Here is an 18,818-nt window from a genome sequence, read left to right on the forward strand (position 1 = left end):
AGGAAGCTGCGAGCCGCTCTTTCGGCTCTGCGGGTGCGGGGCGCCGTGGATCGCCGGCATGCGCCACGCACGCACGGTCTGCACGCTGGCGCGCAACCGGCACGACGCGTGCCGACATTGCCAGCGGATGATCTTGTATATACAACTTGCGAGATATCGGTGATTACCCGGTATCGATCGACTTTCGAAATTGTCCGAGCAATCGCGGTACACCCGCGCAGTATTGCCGCAAGCCGGATGTCGGAAAAATGAAAGCCCGATCGGCGAAAGTCGCCGATCGGGCGTAGACGTCATGCGTCGGCGGAGGGAGCCCGGCCGGTATGCGCGGCCTCGATGTCGACACGCAGCGTCACGACGTCGCGTCGTCGGCGCGTATGCTGCAATGCCGCGCGTGCCTGGTCTGGCCACGCGGTTGTCCGGACCGGCAGACGCCGAGATCCGAACCACACATGCGATCAACCGCGCTGCCCGACCTGAAACGTGAGAATCTCGTCCCCCGCGTCGTCCAGTTCCCCGGTCGGTATCCAGCCGAGATGGCGATAAAACCCGTACGAACGCGATGCCGGATCGGTCGAGCAGCCGAGAAACAGCGACGTGAAGCCGTTCGCCGCGAAATCGTCGATCACGCGCCGCAGCAGCCGCTTGCCGATCCCCGCTCCTTCATACTCGGGCAGCATCGCGAGCACGACGATCTCGCCGGAACCGGTGTCGCCGAAGCAGTAGCCGACCATGCGTCCGCGCACGCGGCAGACATGGCCCGAGAACAGGCCGTCGCGGATACCGTCGTCCCAGCTTTCGACGGTGATGCCGAGCGCGCGCAACTGCGCTTCGGTGAACGCATTCTCGCGTGTGCGCGCCCGCAGCGCGATGCATTCGGCCGCGTCGCCGGGAACGGCCTTGCGCCAGGTGAGGTCATCCATCGATCGACGCTTCCTTTTTCTGCCGCCGGCGCGACGCATACAGGCAGATCAGTTCCAGCGCGATCGTCGCACCGGCCAGCGACGTGATTTCCGCATGATCGTACGGCGGCGACACTTCGACCACGTCCATGCCGACCAGGTTGATGCCGTCGAGGTGGCGCAGGATCTCGAACGCCTGATGGCTCGACAGGCCGCCCGAGACCGGCGTCCCGGTGCCCGGCGCGAACGCCGGATCGAGACAGTCGATATCGAACGTCAGGTACACCGGGTGATCGCCGACGCGCTCGCGAATGCGCGCGGCGACCGCGGCGGGCGTCGACCCATGCACGTGGCGCGCATCCTGGATGTCGAAGCCCATCGGATCGTCGTTGGTCGTGCGAATGCCGATCTGGGCGGATCGTTCGGGCACGACCCACCCTTCCCGCGCCGCGTGATAGAACATCGTCCCGTGATCGATGCGCTTCACGTCGCGGTCGGGCCACGTGTCGGTATGTGCGTCGAAATGCACGAGCGACAGCGGCCCGTGCACCTTCGCATGCGCCTTGAGCAGCGGATACGTGATGAAGTGATCGCCGCCGAGCGTCAGCATCGCGCAGCCGCGCGCGAGGATCGCATCGGCATGCCGCTCGATCGCGCCCGGCACCGCTTCGGGCTGCCCGAGATCGAACGCGCAATCGCCGTAGTCGACCGCGGCCAGCACGTCGAACGGATCGAACGACCACGGCCACGGGCGCTCCCACGCGATGCCCGTCGACGCGATCCGCAACCCGCGCGGGCCGAACCGCGTGCCGGGCCGGTGCGAGGCGGCCGAATCGAACGGCACGCCGGTGATCGCGAGGTCGACGCCGTCGAGATCACGGCTGAAACGCCGGCGCATGAAGCTCGTCGCGCCCGCGAAACTGGGTTCGGCCTGGGTGCCGTAGAGGCTGTCGCGCGTGAACGCGAAATCGTTCTGGCTCATCGTCGGATTCCTGTCTGAAGAGGACACGGTCGCACGGCCGGCGACCTCGTGCCCGATTCTGCCGCCGCGGTACGCAACGAAAAATATGAACTAACATAAGCCAACTTCACAAACTGCGATGTATCGCCATGCTGACCCGACTCAGAGACATGGATATGCAGTTGCTGCGGCTCTTTCTGACGATCGTCGAAAGCGGCGGCTTCAGCGCCGCGCAGGGCACGCTCGGCATGGCGCCGTCGACGATCAGCACGCACATGGCCAAGCTCGAGACGCGGCTCGGATTCCGGCTGTGCGATCGCGGCAAAAGCGGCTTCCGGTTGACGCCGAAGGGGGAACGCGTGCTGCAGTCGACGCGCCGCCTCCTGCACGCGATGGACGTGTTCACGCGCGACACGCAGCACGTATCGGGCACGTTGCTTGGCGAATTGCGCATCGGCCTGTCCGAGCGGCTCTCGCCGGACGTCGTCGAGTCGATCGCGGCGGCCGTCGGCCGCTTTCGCGAGCGCGCGCCGGACGTGCTGATCGAAATGATCGCGGTGCCGCCCGACGAGTTGGAGCGCCGGCTGCTGAAAGGCGAACTGCAACTCGCGATCGGCTATTTCTCCGGCCATCAGGCCGGCCTGCACTACGCGCCGCTGTTCGTCGAGCACCAGTCGCTGCATTGCGGCGCCCGCCATCCGCTGTTCGCGAAGAAAACCGTGTCGGTCAACGACATCGCACGCGCGAGCAACGTCGCGCGGCTCTACAAGACGAATACGTCGGGGGCGGCGCTGCGCAATGCGCAGCCGACCGCGTTTTCGGAAAACGTCGATGCCGACGTGATCTTCATCCTGTCGGGCGCGCATGTCGGCTTCCTGCCCGACCACGTCGCGGCGCCGTGGGTCGCTGCCGGGAAGATGCGTCGGCTGCTGGCGAGCAAGCTGAGCCACACGGTCGAGTTCCAGCTCGCGACGCCGCGGAATTCCGACGGGAGCGAAGCGCTGGAGGCGTTCACGGCGGCGCTCGCCGAGCAGTTCGGCGCGCTCGACGCGAACGCGGACGAATAGCCTGGCGGGCGCGCCGCCCGCGCGGCGTCAGACGAGCTGGTCGGACGCGACGACCTGCACACCCGGCCGTGCGTCGATCGCCGCGTCGAGCATCGCACGCGCAATCCGCGACGCGGGATTCACGCGCCATTTCGCCGGCAGCACCGGCCCGACGGCGCTCAGCGCGAACACGAACAGCCGCTCGCCGAACCGGAACTCGTCGCGGCTGCCGCCGATCAGGCCCGGTCGCACGTACGTGAGCGAATCGAAGCCGACACCGGCGAGCGCCTGTTCGACCTCGCCCTTCACACGGTTGTAGAAGATGCGCGACGCAGCGTCCGCGCCGAGGGCGGAATTCAGCACGTAGGTCGGCGTGCCGTGCCGGTGCGCGCGCCGCGCGACCGCGAGCGGATAGTCGTGATCGACGCGCCGAAAGGCCGCCCGCGAGCCGGCCGCCCGCATCGTGGTGCCGAGCGTGCAGATCACGGCGTCCGCGCGCCACCAGTCGGCCGCATCGGGCAACTGGTCGAAATCGACTTCCAGCGCACGCATCTTCGGATGCGGCGACAACGGCCGGCGCGCGAGGACGATCACCTGATCGACCCGCGCATCGGCCAGCGCGACGTCGAGGACGTGGCGCCCGACGAGCCCGGTCGCGCCGACGAGCAGCAGTTTCATGTCCGGTTCTTCCGTATGGAGCCTGCGTTGGCGGGCCCGAGGCGGCCCGGTTTCCGGCTATCGACATGATCGCCGGCCAACGCGGCGCCGACAACCCTCCGCTCGTCTCGAAAAATTACGGCCTTGTCAGGTGGGTTCCGGGCGATTCGATGCACGGCCCGGCCGCGCCATGCCGTCGCGCCCGTTCCGCACGAGCATGCGGAACGTCGGCATTGCATCATTCCGGATCGAATGAAACGACATGACGTACCTCCGCCGCCGCAAGCGCCGCCGATGCGCGCATCCCGCACCGGCGGCGCCCTGTCGGGCTCGCACGTCAGACATGCAGCGCGTGTCCGAGCGCGCGCAACGCCGCTTCCTGAAGCGCTTCGCCGAGCGTCGGATGCGCATGGATCGTGCCGCCGATGTCTTCCAGCCGCGCGCCCATCTCCAGCGACTGCGAGAACGCCGCGGCCAGCTCCGACACGCCGCGCCCGACCGCCTGCCAGCCGACGATCAGGTGATTGTCGCGCCGCGCGACGACGCGCACGAATCCGTCGGTCGCCTGCAACGTCATCGCGCGACCGTTCGCCGCGAACGGGAACGATGCGCTCAGACAATCGACGCCGGCCGCATGTGCATCGTCCGGCGACCAGCCGGCCGTCACGATCTCGGGATCGGTGAAGCACACGGCCGGAATCGCCGCGGGCATGAACTGGCGGCGCCGGCCGGCGATCAGCTCGGCCACCATCTCGCCCTGCGCCATCGCGCGATGCGCGAGCATCGGCTCGCCCGCGACGTCGCCGATCGCCCAGACGTTGCGCATCGAGGTCCGGCATGTGTCGTCGATCCGCAGCGCGCGGCCGTTGCGATCGAGCATCAGCGTCTCGAGCCCGAAGCCGTCGACGCGCGGCCGGCGGCCGACGGCAACCAGCACGCGATCGGCCGGCAGCGTCTGCTCGGCGCCGTCGGCCGCCTGCACGCGCACCGCGCCATGCTTGTCGAGCCCGAGCACCTTGTGGCCGAGCCACAGCCGCACGCCGAGCCGCGCCAGCGAATCGGCAACCGGCCGCACGAGTTCGGCATCGTACGCAGGCAACACGCGCTCGGCCGCTTCGACGACGCTGACGTCGACGCCGAGCTTGCGATAGACGATCCCGAGTTCGAGCCCGATATACCCGGCCCCGACGACGACCAGCCGCTTCGGCAGCGTCGCGGGCGACAGCGCGTCGGTGGACGACACGACGTGCCCGCCGAACGGCATCGACGGCAATTCGACCGGTTCGGAACCGGTCGCGAGCAACAGGTGTTCGCAACCGATCCGCACCGCGTGGCCGGCGCTGACGACTTCGACGGTCTTGCCGTCGATCACGCGCGCTTCGCCGTGCAGCACGCGCACGCCGCTCTTCTTGAGCAGTGCGCCGACGCCGCGCGTCAGCCGGTCGACGATGCCGTCCTTCCACGCGACGCTTTTCGCGATGTCGATCTCGGGCGCGCGCACGCGGATCCCGAGCGCGCCTTCGCCGGCATGGCCGCACGCCTGTTCGAATGCGTCGGCCACATGGATCAACGCCTTCGAAGGAATGCAGCCGATGTTCAGGCAGGTGCCGCCGAGCCGGTCGCGTTCGACGAGCACGGTCGGAATGCCGAGCTGGCCGGCGCGGATCGCGGCGACGTAGCCGCCCGGGCCGCCGCCGATGACGAGCAGTGTGGTGTGTTCGTTCTTCATCGGCTCACTCCACGAACAGCAGTGCCGGGCGTTCGAGCGCCGCGCGCACGGCCTGGATGAATTCGGCCGCATCCGCGCCGTCGACGACGCGATGATCGAACGACGACGACAGGTTCATCATCTTGCGCGCGACGATCGCGCCGTCGCGAATCATCGGCCGCTCGACGATCCGGTTGACGCCGACGATGCCCACCTCCGGATGATTGATCACCGGCGTCGACACGATGCCGCCGAGCGCGCCGAGGCTCGAGATCGTGATCGTCGACCCGCTCAGCTCGTCGCGCTGCGCCCGGTTCGCGCGCACCGCGTCGGCAAGCCGCGCGATTTCCGCCGAGATCGACCACACGTCACGCGCCTCCGCATGACGCAGCACGGGCACCGTGAGGCCGCCGTCCGTCTGCGTCGCGACGCCCATGTGCACCGCGCCGTAGCGCGTGACGATGCCCGCTTCGTCGTCGAACCGCGCGTTGATCTGCGGGAAGTCGCGCAGCGCGATCACCATCGCGCGGATCAGCAGCGGCAGCGGCGTGAGCTTGCCGCGCGTGTCGCCGTGGCGGCGGTTCAGCTCCGTGCGCAACGATTCGAGCTCGGTGACGTCGATTTCCTCGACGTAGCTGAAGTGCGGGATGCGGCGCTTCGCTTCCTGCATCTTGCGCGCGATCGCGCGCCGCAAGCCGATCACCGGCACTTCGGTTTCGTCGTGGCGTTCGTCGTAGCCGCGCGGTTGTGCCCCGTGCGCCGAGCCGCCGCCGGTGCGCGCATATGCATCGAGATCCGCATGCAGGATCCGCCCGGCTTCACCGGTGCCGCGCACGTAGCGCAGCTCGATGCCCATGTCCCACGCACGCTGACGCACGGCCGGCGACGCGAGCGGCCGTTCGCCCGGTGCCAGCGCCGCGCGCGGCTGCGCGACCGGTTCCTCGCGGCGCGGTTTCGCCGGTGCACGAGGCGCCGCCGGCTGCGCAGACGACTCGACCGATGCGTCGGTTACCGGTTTCGACGGTGCCGCCACCGCGACCGGTGCGGTTTCTACCTTTGTTTCCCGCACCGGTGCCCCGGCCTTCAGGTTGCCGTCGCCTTCGACTTCCAGCCGAATCAGCTCGCTGCCGACCGCCATCATCTCGCCGATCCGGCCGCCCAGCTCGATCACCTTGCCCGTCACCGGCGACGGAATCTCGACCGCCGCCTTGTCGGTCATCACGTCGGCGAGCGGCTGGTCTTCCTTGATCGTCTGCCCGACTTCCACATGCCAGGCCACCAGCTCGACCTCGGCGATCCCTTCGCCGATATCCGGCATCTTGATGACATGAATCCCCATCTCACGCCTCCATCACGCGTCGCAACGCTTCACCGACCCGGGTCGGCCCCGGAAAATACGCCCATTCCTGCGCATGCGGATACGGCGTGTCCCAGCCCGTCGTGCGCTCGACCGGCGCCTCGAGGTGGTAGAAGCAGTGTTCCTGGACCAGCGACACGAGCTCCGCGCCATAGCCGCAGGTGCGCGTCGCCTCGTGCACCACGACGCAGCGCCCGGTCTTGCGCACCGACGCGACGATCGTGTCGAGGTCGAGCGGCCACAGCGTGCGCAGATCGATCACTTCCGCGTCGATGCCGGTCTCCTCGGCGGCGGCGAGCGATACGTGCACCGTCGTGCCGTACGTGAGCACCGTCACGTCGTTGCCGGGCCGCACGACGGCGGCCGTATCGAGCGGCACCGTGTAGTAGCCTTCGGGCACCGCGCTCGCCGGATGCTTGAGCCACGACGTGACGGGCCGTTCGTGATGGCCGTCGAACGGGCCGTTGTACAGCCGTTTCGGTTCGAGGAAGATCACCGGATCGTCGTTCTCGATCGACGCGATCAGCAGCCCTTTCGCGTCGTACGGATTCGACGGCATCACGGTGCGCAGCCCGCACACCTGCGTGAACATCGCCTCCGGGCTCTGGCTGTGCGTCTGCCCGCCGTAGATCCCGCCGCCGCACGGCATCCGGATCGTCATCGGCGCGGTAAACTGGCCGGCCGAACGGTAGCGCAGCCGCGCGCCTTCCGACACGATCTGGTCGGATGCCGGATAGAAATAGTCGGCGAACTGGATTTCGCAGACGGGGCGCAAGCCGTACGCGCCCATCCCGACCGCCGCGCCGACGATCCCGCCTTCCGAGATCGGCGCATCGAACACGCGCGACTTGCCGTACTTGTTCTGCAGTCCTTCGGTACAGCGGAACACGCCGCCGAAATAGCCGACGTCCTGCCCGAACACGACCACGTCGCTGTCGCGCCCGAGCATCACGTCCATCGCGGAGCGCAGCGCCTGGATCATCGTCATCGGCTGCGTCGCCGTCCCTGTCTCGTGTTGCGCCATGATCACGCTCCCAGTTCCTGGCGCTGACGGCGCAGGTGCGCGGGCAGCTCCTTGTACACGTCGTCGAACATCGAGGCCGGCGACGGAATCCGGTCGTCGGCGAGCGTCCCGTACTTCTCCGCTTCCTTCTGCGCGGCGATCACCTCGGCCTCGAGCTCGGCCGTCAACGCGTCGTGCGCGCTGTCCGACCAGATGCCCTTCACGATCAGGTGGCGCTTGAAGCGCTCGATCGGATCGCCGAGCGGGAAATGCGACCAGTCGTCGCTCGGCCGGTACTTGGTCGGATCGTCCGACGTCGAATGCGCGCCCGCGCGGTAGGTCACCCACTCGATCAGCGTCGGGCCGAGATTGCGGCGTGCGCGTTCGGCCGCCCAGCTCGACGCCGCGTAGATCGCGAGGAAGTCGTTGCCGTCGACGCGCAGCGATGCGATCCCGCAGCCGACGCCGCGCCCGGCGAAGGTCGTGCCCTCGCCGCCCGCGATCGCCTGGAACGTCGAGATCGCCCACTGGTTGTTGACGACGTTCAGCACGACCGGCGCGCGGTACACGTGCGCGAACGTGAGCGCGGTGTGGAAATCGGCTTCGGCCGTCGCGCCGTCGCCGATCCACGCGGACGCGATCTTCGTGTCGCCCTTGATCGCCGACGCCATCGCCCAGCCGACCGCCTGGATGAACTGCGTCGCGAGGTTGCCGGAAATCGAGAAGAAGCCGGCTTCGCGGTCCGAGTACATCACCGGGAGCTGGCGGCCCTTCAGCGGATCGCCTTCGTTCGACATCAGCTGGCAGATCATCCGCTCGAGCGGCACGTCGCGCGCGATCAGGATGCTCTGCTGCCGGTAGGTCGGAAAGCACATGTCGCCGTCGCGCAGCGCCATCGCGTGCGCGGTGCCGATCGCCTCTTCGCCGAGGCTCAACATGTAGAAGGAGATTTTCTTCTGGCGCTGCGCGATCATCATGCGCGCGTCGAAAATGCGGGTCTTGAGCATCGCGCGCAGCCCGGCGATCAGTCGCGCATCGTCGAGATCGGGTGCCCACGGGCCAACGGCCTTGCCGTTGTCGTCGAGCACGCGCACGAGGCTGCGGGCGAGATCGGCGGTGTCCGCCGCGGCAACGTCGATCGGCGGGCGGCGAACGGCGCCGGCCGGCGATAGATGCAGATAGGAAAAGTCCGTCTTGCAGCCCGGGCGCCCGGTGGGCTCCGGCACATGCAGACGCAATGGCTCTGACAGGCTCATCGTGTCGTCTCCACGCTCGATTGTGTCTCACGCTGTTTGGGAACGCGCGGGCCGGTTGCCGGCCTGCGCGCGAGCTGACGCGCGGATAAGCACGTCAACCTTGGAAATTTATGCCTGGCAGCGGCGGGCGTCGATGCCCAAGCCGCTCGTTCGTGGTGAGCAGATTTGCCATGGCGGAGGGAGGCGGCGTGTGAGTGCGGCGCACGGTGGCGGCGCGGGAGAGGTCTGCTGCGGTGCGGGGTCGCCGAGCCAGCGGCGATCGGGCATCGGGGGACGGACGAACGGCGCGCCCGCTTCCTCTGAGGGTACGAAGCAAAAGACCCCGCGAAATCCTCGATCTCCGCGGGGTCTTTTCGGATTCGGGCGCTTCTGCGCCGATTGCCGGCCTACTGCGGCGCGCGATCGATCACGCGTCGGGCCGGAAGATGTCGAAGCGGCTGTCGGGCGTCACGTGCGCATAGGCCGACGGCCCACCCGCACGAAGAATGATGCCCGCGCCGAACGTGTCGAACACGCCGTCCTTCAGCAGGTCATGGCGGATATGGACCGCGACGACCTCGCCCAGCACCAGCGTAGCCGGCGTCTCGACACCGCGATGATCGCGCAGCCGGATCACGTCGGTCACCTTGCATTCGAAGTTGACGCCGCTTTCCGCGACGCGCGGCACGTCGACGAGGCGCGACGGCACGGCGGTCAAGCCGCCGAGTTCGAATTCGTTCACGTCGTACGGCACGGCGGCGCAGGTCTGGTTCATCCGCTCGGCGAGATCGCGCGTCGCGAGGTTCCACACGAACTCGCCGGTTTCCTGCACGTTGCGCAGGCTGTCCTTCGCGGCGGTGCTCGAAAAGCCGATGATCGGCGGGCGATAGTTGAACGCGTTGAAGAAGCTGTACGGCGCGAGATTCAGCGTGCCGTCGCTGCCGCGGGATGAAATCCAGCCGATCGGGCGCGGACCCACGATCGCGTTCAATGGATCGTGCGGCAGGCCGTGGCCTTGCGACGGTTCGTAATAGTGGTGGGTCGAGTCGGTCATGACGGGTGGTCTTGCGAGAGGCGAACGATGACGGAAGCGGTCGGCGGCACGCGTTTGCCGGGGGCGACGAAGGTGTCCGCTGCGACGTGCGTGCCAGTATCACATGGCGCCGTTTTCGGCGCAGTGAAGCGCAGAGACGGTGCAGCGCTTCAGGCCTCCAGTTCGCCCGGACGCGTCAGATGGTCGATCAGCCACTGCGTCGCGGGCCCGCTCGCGCGATCGGCCCGCCGGATCAACGACATGCCGTATCGAAACACATCGCGATCCGACAAGCGCACGACGGCCAGTCGGCCTTGCCGCAGATCGTCCTCGATCAAATGCATCGGCATCGAACCCCAGCCGAGCCCTTCGAGCAACAGTCGATGCTTCGCGCCGAGGTCCGCGGTCCTCCATGTGCGCGTCGCATACACGCCGAACGACTGCCCTTCGGTCAGTTTGCTTCGGTCGGTCAGCACGAGCTGCGTATATTCGCGGGCGTCGGACAGCGGCACACGCCCGCGGCGCTGCGCGAGCGGATGTGTGGGCGCGGCGACGGTGACCAGTTCGATCGCGCCCATGGACGTCGCATCGATCACGTCCGGCCAGTTTTGCACGGGCCCGCTGATGCCGAGCGCGCAGCCGCCGTCGACCACCAGCTTCATCACCCCGCCGAGCGCTTCGATGGTCAGGTTGAGCGCGACCGTGGGAAATTCGTCGGCGAACGCACGCAGCCCCTCGACGAGTCTGGCCAGCGGAAACATCACGTCCACCGCCAGCGACAGCTCGGCTTCCACCCCGCCGCGCAGCCCGGCGGTTTTCGCCAGCAACTGGCCCGTCAGCATGTCGAGCCGCCGTGCGTCGGCCAGGACGATTTCGCCGGCCGCCGTCAGCGTCGGCCGCCGTTTGCCCCGTTCGAAAAGCGGCACGCCCAGCAACGACTCCAGATTGGCGATCGCGTAGCTGACGACGGATTGCGCGCGCTCGAGCCGCCGTGCCGCGCCGGAAAAGCTGCCGGCTTCGACCACCGCGATGAACGCGCGCAGTTGCTCCAGATTGGGGCTTCGCTCCATGATCCATCAAGAAAATCGATTTTAACGATCCATTTTAGACGATTGTTTCGATCACGGCATTCTCCTAAATTCGTGCTCAGCAGCGTTCGACGCGTGCACGCCGGGCATCCCGGCTCGCGCGTCGACGACCCATGAACACGACAGGAAAATGGAATCATGACGATCGACCACGCTTCACCCGACCGGGCGGCATCGACCCGCGCCACGTTGTTCGACCCGCTCGAATTCGGCGGGATCACACTCGGCAACCGCATCGTGATGGCGCCGATGACGCGCAGCCGGGCCGGCGCCGGCGATGCACCGGGCGCGATCAACGCCACCTACTACGCCCAACGCGCGTCGGCTGGCCTGATCGTCACGGAGGGCACGCAGATCTCGCCGCTCGGCAAGGGCTATCCGTTCACGCCGGGGATCTACAGCGATGCGCAAATCGACGGCTGGAAACGCGTGACCGATGCCGTGCATCGCGCAGGCGGCCGGATTTTCGTCCAACTCGCGCACGTCGGCCGCATCGGCCATCCCGATCTGCAGCCCGACGGCGCGCTGCCCGTCGCGCCGTCGGCCATTCAGCCTGACGGGCAGGCATTCACGCCGGACGGGCCGAAGCCGCACCCCGTGCCGCGCGCACTCGACACCGATGAAATCCCCGGCATCGTCGAGCAATACGCACATGCGGCGCAGGCCGCGTTGCAGGCCGGTTTCGACGGTGTCGAGATTCACGCGGGGAACGGCTATCTGCTCGATCAGTTCCTGCGCGACGGTACCAACCGGCGCACCGACCCGTACGGCGGGGAGATCGACAACCGGATCCGGCTGCCGCTCGACGTCGTGCGGGCGGTCGGACGCGTCGTGAGTCCCGCGCGCGTGGGCGTCCGCATTTCGCCGGTCACGCCGCATTTCGGCGGCATCGCGGACAGCCAGCCGCAGGCGCTGTTCGAGCGGTTCGCCGACCGGCTGACCGGGCTCGCCACCTATCTTCACGTCGTCGAAGGCATTCCGCAGGTCGCGGCCGATCAGGCGCCGCCGTTCGACTACCGCGCATTGCGCCGTGCCTTCGGCGGGTTCTACATCGCGAACGGCGGCTACACGAAAGCACGCGCGCAACAGGCACTCGCCGACGGCCATGCCGACCTCGTGTCGTTTGGCTACCCGTTCATCGCGAACCCCGATTTCGTCACGCGCATTCGACACGATCGCCCGCTCGCGCACGCGGACATGTCCACCGCTTACGGCGGCGGTGAAGCCGGCTACACCGACTACCCGACGCTCGACGCGTAAGCAGGCCGTCACCCGGCCGGATCGACCGACCGCCCACTCATTCATTATGGATTCCCAATGATCAATTCGATCAACCGCGCACTGTACAAGACGACCGTGCGGACGCCCGTCGTCAACCTCGTGCTGTCCGTCCTCGTGCGCCTCCTCATCGCCGGCGTGTATCTCGGCGCCGGGATCAGCAAGATCTTCAACTATGCGGGTACCCAGCAGTACATGGAACACATGGGCGTATCGGGCGCGCTGCTTCCGCTCGTGATCGTCGTCGAGATCGCCGGCGGCCTGGCGTTGATCACCGGTTTCATGACGCGGCTCGCGGCGCTCGGGCTCGCGATCTTCTCGATCATCGCCGCGGTGATCTTCCACGGCGGCGGCGACCAGACGCAGCAGACGTTCTTCATGATGAACCTGTCGATGGCAGGCGGCCTGCTCGCGCTGTTCCTGCATGGCGCCGGCCGTCTCGCGCTCGACCGCGCGCAACCGGACTGATCCGTCACGTCTGCGGCAACACCCCCACTTGCGCGGCCGCATCGCGTCCGCGCTTCATTCATCCCCCCGGGGCGAACGCCCCCTTTTCAAGCGAGATGTTTCCATGAGCAGCATGCATGCCATCCAGATCGAGCGGGTCGGCGATCCTTCCGTCCTGCGTCCCGTCGTGATCGAGCGTCCGACGCCTGCCGCCGACGAGGTCCTCGTCCGCGTCACGCGCGTCGGGCTGAATTTCGCGGAAACGCTGCAACGCGCCGGCACCTATCCGGGCCCGGCGCTGACGCTGCCCGCGGTGCCCGGCTCGGAAGTCGTCGGCACCGTCGCCGCGGTGGGCGCGAACGTCCGCGACATCCGGATCGGCGCACGCGTCGCGGCGCCGCTGTTCGGCGCGATGCGCGCGACCGGCGGCTACGCCGAATACGTGACGCTCGGCGCCGCGCTGATTACCGCGATTCCCGACGAAGTCTCCGACGACGATGCGGTCGCCGTGATGCTGCAGGGGCTGGTGGCCCGCGTGCTGCTGCGCGAGACGCCGGTGGCCGCACGCACGGTCGCGATCACCGCCGCGGCCGGCGGTGTCGGGTCGATGCTGATCCAGCTGGCGAGACTCGACGGAGCGCGCTCGATCACGGGCCTCGCCGGCGCGCCGGCCAAACTGCATGCGGTGCGAACGCTGGGCGCCGATCGGGCCATCAGCTATCGCGACGCGCACTGGGCCGATCAATTGAGCGATGCCACCGGCCGGGAGGGCCCGGACGTCGTGTTCGATTCGATCGGCGGGACGGTCGCGCGCACATTGGTATCGGGCCTTGCGATATACGGCCGGTTCGTCAGCTACGGTGCCGCGAGCGGTCAACTCCTGACGGTCGACGACGCGCTGATGAATGCGTTGATCTTCGGCTGCCGATCGGTGTCCGGCTTCGCGCTGCACGCGTTCCTCAACGACGACGTCGTGCGCCGGACACTCGGCGAACTGTTCGGACTGCTCGCGACCGGCAAGCTGAAGCCGCTGATCGGCGGCAGCTACGGATTCGACGCGATTGCCGACGCGCATCACGCGCTCGAAACCGGCCAGACGACCGGCAAGCTGATCCTGCGCGTCGAATGAACGCGATGTACCGGCGCGTGACGGCACCGTCGTCGCGCGCCGACGATTTCGCCGGCCGTACGGCGATCATCCGCTTTCGCGCGGACGGCACGGAACGCGACGCGCGATTTCGCTCACGGAGCATCTGTTGAAAGACGACGATAACGAAGCAGGCATGCGCGTGTCGCGCCGACAGGTCATCGGCAATCTTGGCGCACTGGCCGCGATGTCCGCACTCGGCCCGTCCACCGCGCATGCCGTCGACGCGCCGCCCGCCGCGCAGGGCCTGACGAATCCGGTCGATCTGTACCCGAAGCCGCCGTTCCCGCATCAGGTCCAGGCGCCGCCGGGACTCGCGAGCCGGATGCAGCCGCGCCCCGACCACGGCGAGCAAAGCTATCGCGGCCGTGGCCGGCTCGTCGGCCGCAAGACGCTCGTCACCGGCGGCGACTCCGGCATCGGCCGGGCAGCGGCCATCGCGTTCGCACGCGAAGGGGCGGATGTCGCGATCGGCTACCTGCCTGTGGAGGAATCCGACGCGCGGGAAGTCGTTGCGCTGATCCGGGCAGCGGGACGCCAAGCCGTCGCGCTGCCGGGCGACATCCGCGACGAAACGTTCTGCCAGCGACTGGTCGCACGCGCGGCGGAAGCACTCGGCGGCCTCGACATTCTCGTCAACAACGCCGCCCGACAACAGGCGCTCGATTCGATCGGCGAGATGACGACCGAGCACTTCGATGCGACGGTCAAGACCAATCTTTACGGGATGTTCTGGATCACGAAGGCGGCGATCCCGCATCTTCCGCCCGGCGCGTCGATCATCAACACCACGTCGGTCCAGGCGGTCAGGGCGAGCGCCAACCTGCTCGACTATGCGACGACGAAAGCCGGCATCATCGCGTTCACGCGATCGCTCGCGAAACAGCTCGGGCCGCGCGGCATTCGCGTCAATGCGGTCGCGCCCGGCCCTTACTGGACGCCGCTGCAATCGAGCGGCGGTCAGCCACCGGAGACGGTCGTCAACTATGCGGCGGGCTCGCCGTACGGCAGGCCCGGGCAACCGGCGGAAATCGCCCCGCTGTATGTCGCGCTCGCGGCGTCGGAAACGAGCTATGCGAACGGGCAGGTCTGGGGCGCGGACGGCGGGCTGGGGATTTTCTGACACGCGACAAGCGGCGACATTCTTCACGTCCCGGCCAGCGGCGCAGCCCTGCGTCGATGGCGACGCCGGACCAATAAAAAACCCGCGAGCGCTGTATTTCTCGCGGGTTTTTCACACCTTCATCGAATCGAATCGCATCAACGCAATCGATGGTGGGGACCGGAACAGAACAAAACAACCAATCCCACAGCGCACAAGGCCCTCCTAGATACGCGCTCAATCTTATGCCCCCAAAAGTGCCCCCAACAGATACTTGCTGCGAATCCTTCAATCGGGTGGACTCTCTTGTATCGTGCAGGACAGCAGCGGACACAACGCTTCTAGTATGGCTCATGTTCGTGTCCGCTCAGTTCACAATGTTGCAATCGGCGAATGACCGCCACCGGTCACAAAGCATTGCAGTCGATCCCAAGCCACCAGATAGCGATGCTTCAGGATTACAGCCTGTTGTTCGTCATGTCCCATTCATCCAAGGCTCCTGCGGCACGATAACGAACCGGCGGCGGCAACCGAGCATAGTTCGGTTCGTCCGCCGCAGATGTATCCCTCAGCGTCGCCTGTACGGAGATTGCAAGAAACCCTTCGGGATTGTGAAAGACAAATTGACGACCTGGGTCCACTTGGGCGCCTCAATGCATGCGTATTCAGCTCGAAACGATTGGAACCAGGATAGCAAATCTCCGGCCGGACGCTTTCGTCACTGTATCGAGCACACCTGCGCAACCGCCCGGAAAATGGCTTGGCGGTAGATCACAGCGACCATGTCGTCCCACATCCCCATCGATCAGTACAAGCGTAAAACCACTTTTTCTTCGCCGGGTTGTACTGCTTAAAACCCAACCCGTGGTCACACTGAGGGCACTGCGGCGGCAGTTCCTGCGTTCCATTGAACAATACCGTTCCGTCCCGATGAGTGTGCAAGAGCTCCAAAACATACGGCGATGGGTATTGTTGCTGAGTCAACAATGCAACACGATGTTTCGCACGAGTCAGCGCAACGTAGAAGAGGCGACGTTCGTCAGCGTCGGATAGTGCCTCCTTCGGCGGCAGCACAAGTTGCAGCAGTGGATCATCCTCACGCTCGCTCGGGAAACAAAAAAAGTCATGCTCAGCTCGATACATACCGACAATCAACACGTAGTCAGCCTGCAACCCCTTCGACGTATGCATCGTCGTATAGAGACTCGGCGGCTCCTTGTCCTTCGTTTTGAGCAGCTCGATTCGATCAGCCCATTTCTCGTCCAATTCCGCAAGCTGCTGTGCAGTCAACCCGCCGGCGTGGTACTTCCCGTAACGGCCCAATATGAATACCGACGGCTTGCGGCCAGGTGGATGTTGTGAAACCCAGCTCGTCAATATCTCATTGATGAGGGCTTCGGGCTCCCGCTCGGCTTTGTACGTCCGCACGTCGATGACCGCCTCGCGCGTTCGATCGTATGCCTCAACGGTCTTTGGCATCTGACTCCCGTTGCGCAACACAAACGTTCGGCCGACGTCGGCAATCCCTTGATTGCTTCGAAAAGTCTGCGTTAAGGCACATTGTTTGTCCGCCGCCGCCCGGCGATTGAACATCGAGCCAAATTCGCGGAAAAAACGCAGATCGGACCCGGCGAATCGGTTGATGGCCTGCCAGTCATCCCCCACTGCAAAGAACAAACTGTCCTCGCGCGCATGTAGCATCTTGCGAATCATGTCACCACGCCCCGGCGCAGTATCCTGAAACTCGTCAGCCAGAATAAACCGATACGGCAACAAATCCGGCCTGTCATGCAGATAGCCCAGAGCCCGACGAATCATCTCGTCGTAGTCGATGCACTTGTCCGCCTTGAGCAATTCGTTCACCGCCATGGCAACGGGCCACACCACCTGCAAAAACAGTCTCGCGCGAGCGGGTTCGCTTTGCTCGGCAAGTCGTTCAACCAACGTTTGATGGTCCCAGCCGTTCTGACGAATCTGCGAGACCGCCCGCGCAACAAGATCAAAGTCCTCGAGTACGCCGATGTCCTTGAGCTTCGCAAGCACCTCCTCTGAGGAACGAGGACGCAACACGATCCCCGCTGCCAGCAACCGGACCCGAAGCTTGTCAAACAGCGTCCCATCCCTGAACTCAGCACTCGTTGTCCAGAAATGACGGGCGTCGAGCCCGCTCAATATCCGCTTCTTTCTATCTGCTTCCTTGGCGTATCCCTTTGGATTCTTGAAGAACTTCGGCGCCTCCCCGTTCTCATCGAGCGCGAAATGCTCGTGAACAATCAGCGACACTCCGGCTGTACCCTGCACGCCATATGTGAAATCCGGTGTCCATGTTGCTCCGGGACACAGTTTTTCTGCGCCTTCTGCATATGCGGCTTCGTATTCGAAGTCAATTCCGTTGACGAATAGCCAATTAGAAATGGCAACTTCCTCGAAGGACCTGACCGGTTTTGTACACCCCATAGTGAGAATGCCGTCAGCGAATTCCTTGTCCTTGTAGCCAAGCTTGCGCTGACGCCACATGCCGCGCAGGTATTCCAAGTATTCGACTTCCGAATGGAAACGTGACACTGGGGGATTGGGGAACCGCGCAACCGATTGCAGAAGCAACCAGTCTGCTGCGAACTTCGGCTCCTTCTTGCATCGCTCAACCGCTCTTTTTAGACGAACGGCATTCTCGGCAGACTCCGACAGGCGTAGACCGCGACCCTCGACTTGCTCGACAATCTTGCGGCCAAGCGAGTGAAATGTGCGCGACTCTATCCTTACTCCACTATCGACCAACACCCTGACCCGATTCTTGATCGCCGGATCGATCGGACATACGTCCGCGATCATTGCACGAAGTCGCGCGTTGGTCCTCACGGCAATCTCTGCGGCAGCTTTGCCGTTAAACGCCAGACACAGGATCTCCTCCGGCCGCACAATGCCCTTCACCAAGGCATAGGCAACCTTACCCACAACCGTGGATGTCTTGCCCGAACCAGCAGCAGCAATGAGCAGCGTATTTTCTTCGAACGTGATTGCCGCTCTCGCCTGTTCGTCCGTCAATGCCCGCTCTTCGCAATATGCGAAGAATCCGCGCCATCGCTCCAATTCGCGTTCCACGAATTCGTCATTGCGTTGTCTCAGCAACCGATCGCCATCGTGGTTCAGCGTACGCAAATACAGAATTGCCTGTTTCAACTCTTCGCTGATTGTGAATCGCTTTGCATGCGGGTTTCGGCTACGTGCAAACGCACCATCCAATCTCTCCTTTTCAGCTGCGATTCGATCAAGAAGAGTTGCTCGTTCACGCGCCGTGAGGTAGCGATCCGCCGAATGTTCTCGCACTACGTCCTGCCACAAGGGAACGAGCGTCTTCTCGTCTACCCCGAGATCGGCTTCCAGCCGTTTCAATGCGACTGCCTTCGCATGGGAGATCGCTGTAACAAATCGCGCAGCATCTTGATGCGACAGTCCACGTAACCGTCGGATCTCCGTCCCCTCAAAATGTAGCGACGACCAGATCCACCCTCGCTGAGCACGTAGCGACACATCAAGTACGGACGCACGGGCGTCATTCTCTGCGCGCACACGCACAATGTCCGCGTCGATTTCTGCGCTCCAACGCGTCGCCCAACCGAGCCGGCACGCCCAGGCCCGAGGCGAAAACGATTCCTTAATGCTTCTCAGTATTCTCTTTTCCGGCGTGGTATAGACCATCACATGCAGCCCGACTGAGTGACGTGGAACAGGTTCATCGTCTTCCCGTAACCTTTCTTAAAAGTCTGAAGGTTAGCGGCACCCTTCCTTCTTACACAAGCGCCTCGCAAAACTGCCAGTTCGACTCTGGTTCGATGAAACGAAAGCTCGAATCGAAC

At 65.4% G+C, this 18,818-nt stretch carries 15 protein-coding genes; 5 read left to right on the plus strand and 10 right to left on the minus strand.

Going from position 1 to position 18,818, the window contains the following annotated elements:
• Positions 1–455: 455 nt before the first annotated feature.
• Positions 456–920 carry a GNAT family N-acetyltransferase gene (locus DTA15_RS29080; protein ID WP_006481835.1) on the minus strand — a complete coding sequence of 155 codons (465 nt, stop codon included), beginning with the start codon at positions 918–920 and terminating at the stop codon, positions 456–458.
• Entirely contained in the window at positions 913–1,881 is a 969-nt protein-coding gene (gene speB / locus DTA15_RS29085; RefSeq protein WP_006481752.1) for an agmatinase, read from the minus strand. The genes DTA15_RS29080 and speB overlap by 8 nt, the downstream gene beginning before the upstream one ends.
• Before the next feature lie 128 nt (positions 1,882–2,009).
• On the opposite strand from speB, the gene DTA15_RS29090 reads away from it, so the two are divergent.
• The gene (locus DTA15_RS29090) at positions 2,010–2,927 is read left to right on the plus strand and encodes a LysR family transcriptional regulator (RefSeq protein WP_006481829.1); all 918 of its coding nucleotides are present in this window, start codon (positions 2,010–2,012) and stop codon (positions 2,925–2,927) included.
• Between the two features lie 27 nt (positions 2,928–2,954).
• Here DTA15_RS29090 and DTA15_RS29095 read toward each other — a convergent pair whose 3' ends face one another.
• From DTA15_RS29095 to DTA15_RS29125, 7 genes are all read right to left on the minus strand, one after another.
• Positions 2,955–3,584, minus strand: coding sequence for an NAD(P)H-binding protein (locus DTA15_RS29095; RefSeq protein WP_006481785.1), 630 nt, complete (start codon positions 3,582–3,584; stop codon positions 2,955–2,957).
• Positions 3,585–3,900: 316 nt separating this feature from the next.
• Entirely contained in the window at positions 3,901–5,292 is a 1,392-nt protein-coding gene (gene lpdA, locus DTA15_RS29100; RefSeq protein WP_006481751.1) for a dihydrolipoyl dehydrogenase, read from the minus strand.
• Positions 5,293–5,296: 4 nt separating this feature from the next.
• Entirely contained in the window at positions 5,297–6,610 is a 1,314-nt protein-coding gene (locus DTA15_RS29105; RefSeq protein WP_006481784.1) for a dihydrolipoamide acetyltransferase family protein, read from the minus strand.
• A 1-nt stretch (position 6,611) separates the two neighbouring features.
• Positions 6,612–7,652 (minus strand): alpha-ketoacid dehydrogenase subunit beta, encoded by a 1,041-nt coding sequence (locus DTA15_RS29110; protein WP_011545040.1) that lies wholly within the window; start codon positions 7,650–7,652, stop codon positions 6,612–6,614.
• A 2-nt stretch (positions 7,653–7,654) separates the two neighbouring features.
• A complete protein-coding gene (locus DTA15_RS29115; RefSeq protein ID WP_006476388.1) occupies positions 7,655–8,887 on the minus strand; it encodes a 3-methyl-2-oxobutanoate dehydrogenase (2-methylpropanoyl-transferring) subunit alpha in 1,233 nt (410 codons plus the stop codon).
• Positions 8,888–9,293: 406 nt separating this feature from the next.
• A complete protein-coding gene (locus tag DTA15_RS29120; protein ID WP_006481755.1) occupies positions 9,294–9,920 on the minus strand; it encodes a flavin reductase family protein in 627 nt (208 codons plus the stop codon).
• Positions 9,921–10,069: 149 nt separating this feature from the next.
• Entirely contained in the window at positions 10,070–10,969 is a 900-nt protein-coding gene (locus tag DTA15_RS29125) for a LysR family transcriptional regulator (protein WP_006481749.1), read from the minus strand.
• A gap of 156 nt (positions 10,970–11,125) precedes the next feature.
• Between DTA15_RS29125 and DTA15_RS29130 the strand changes: the two genes are divergently transcribed.
• From DTA15_RS29130 to DTA15_RS29145, 4 genes are all read left to right on the plus strand, one after another.
• Complete coding sequence (locus tag DTA15_RS29130) at positions 11,126–12,247, plus strand: alkene reductase (protein ID WP_006481845.1); 1,122 nt, start codon at positions 11,126–11,128, stop codon at positions 12,245–12,247.
• Positions 12,248–12,304: 57 nt separating this feature from the next.
• Positions 12,305–12,733, plus strand: a complete 429-nt coding sequence (locus DTA15_RS29135; RefSeq protein ID WP_006481794.1) for a DoxX family protein — start codon at positions 12,305–12,307, stop codon at positions 12,731–12,733.
• A 103-nt stretch (positions 12,734–12,836) separates the two neighbouring features.
• Positions 12,837–13,841 carry a quinone oxidoreductase family protein gene (locus DTA15_RS29140; RefSeq protein ID WP_006497650.1) on the plus strand — a complete coding sequence of 335 codons (1,005 nt, stop codon included), beginning with the start codon at positions 12,837–12,839 and terminating at the stop codon, positions 13,839–13,841.
• Positions 13,842–13,995: 154 nt separating this feature from the next.
• Entirely contained in the window at positions 13,996–14,982 is a 987-nt protein-coding gene (locus tag DTA15_RS29145; RefSeq protein WP_006481801.1) for an SDR family oxidoreductase, read from the plus strand.
• Between the two features lie 750 nt (positions 14,983–15,732).
• On the opposite strand, the gene DTA15_RS29150 is transcribed toward DTA15_RS29145, so the two are convergent.
• Positions 15,733–18,660, minus strand: coding sequence for a UvrD-helicase domain-containing protein (locus DTA15_RS29150; protein ID WP_006481745.1), 2,928 nt, complete (start codon positions 18,658–18,660; stop codon positions 15,733–15,735).
• Positions 18,661–18,818: the final 158 nt, after the last annotated feature.

This window comes from Burkholderia cenocepacia (genome assembly GCF_900446215.1).
In the GTDB taxonomy this organism is placed as follows: Bacteria; Pseudomonadota; Gammaproteobacteria; order Burkholderiales; family Burkholderiaceae; genus Burkholderia; species Burkholderia cenocepacia.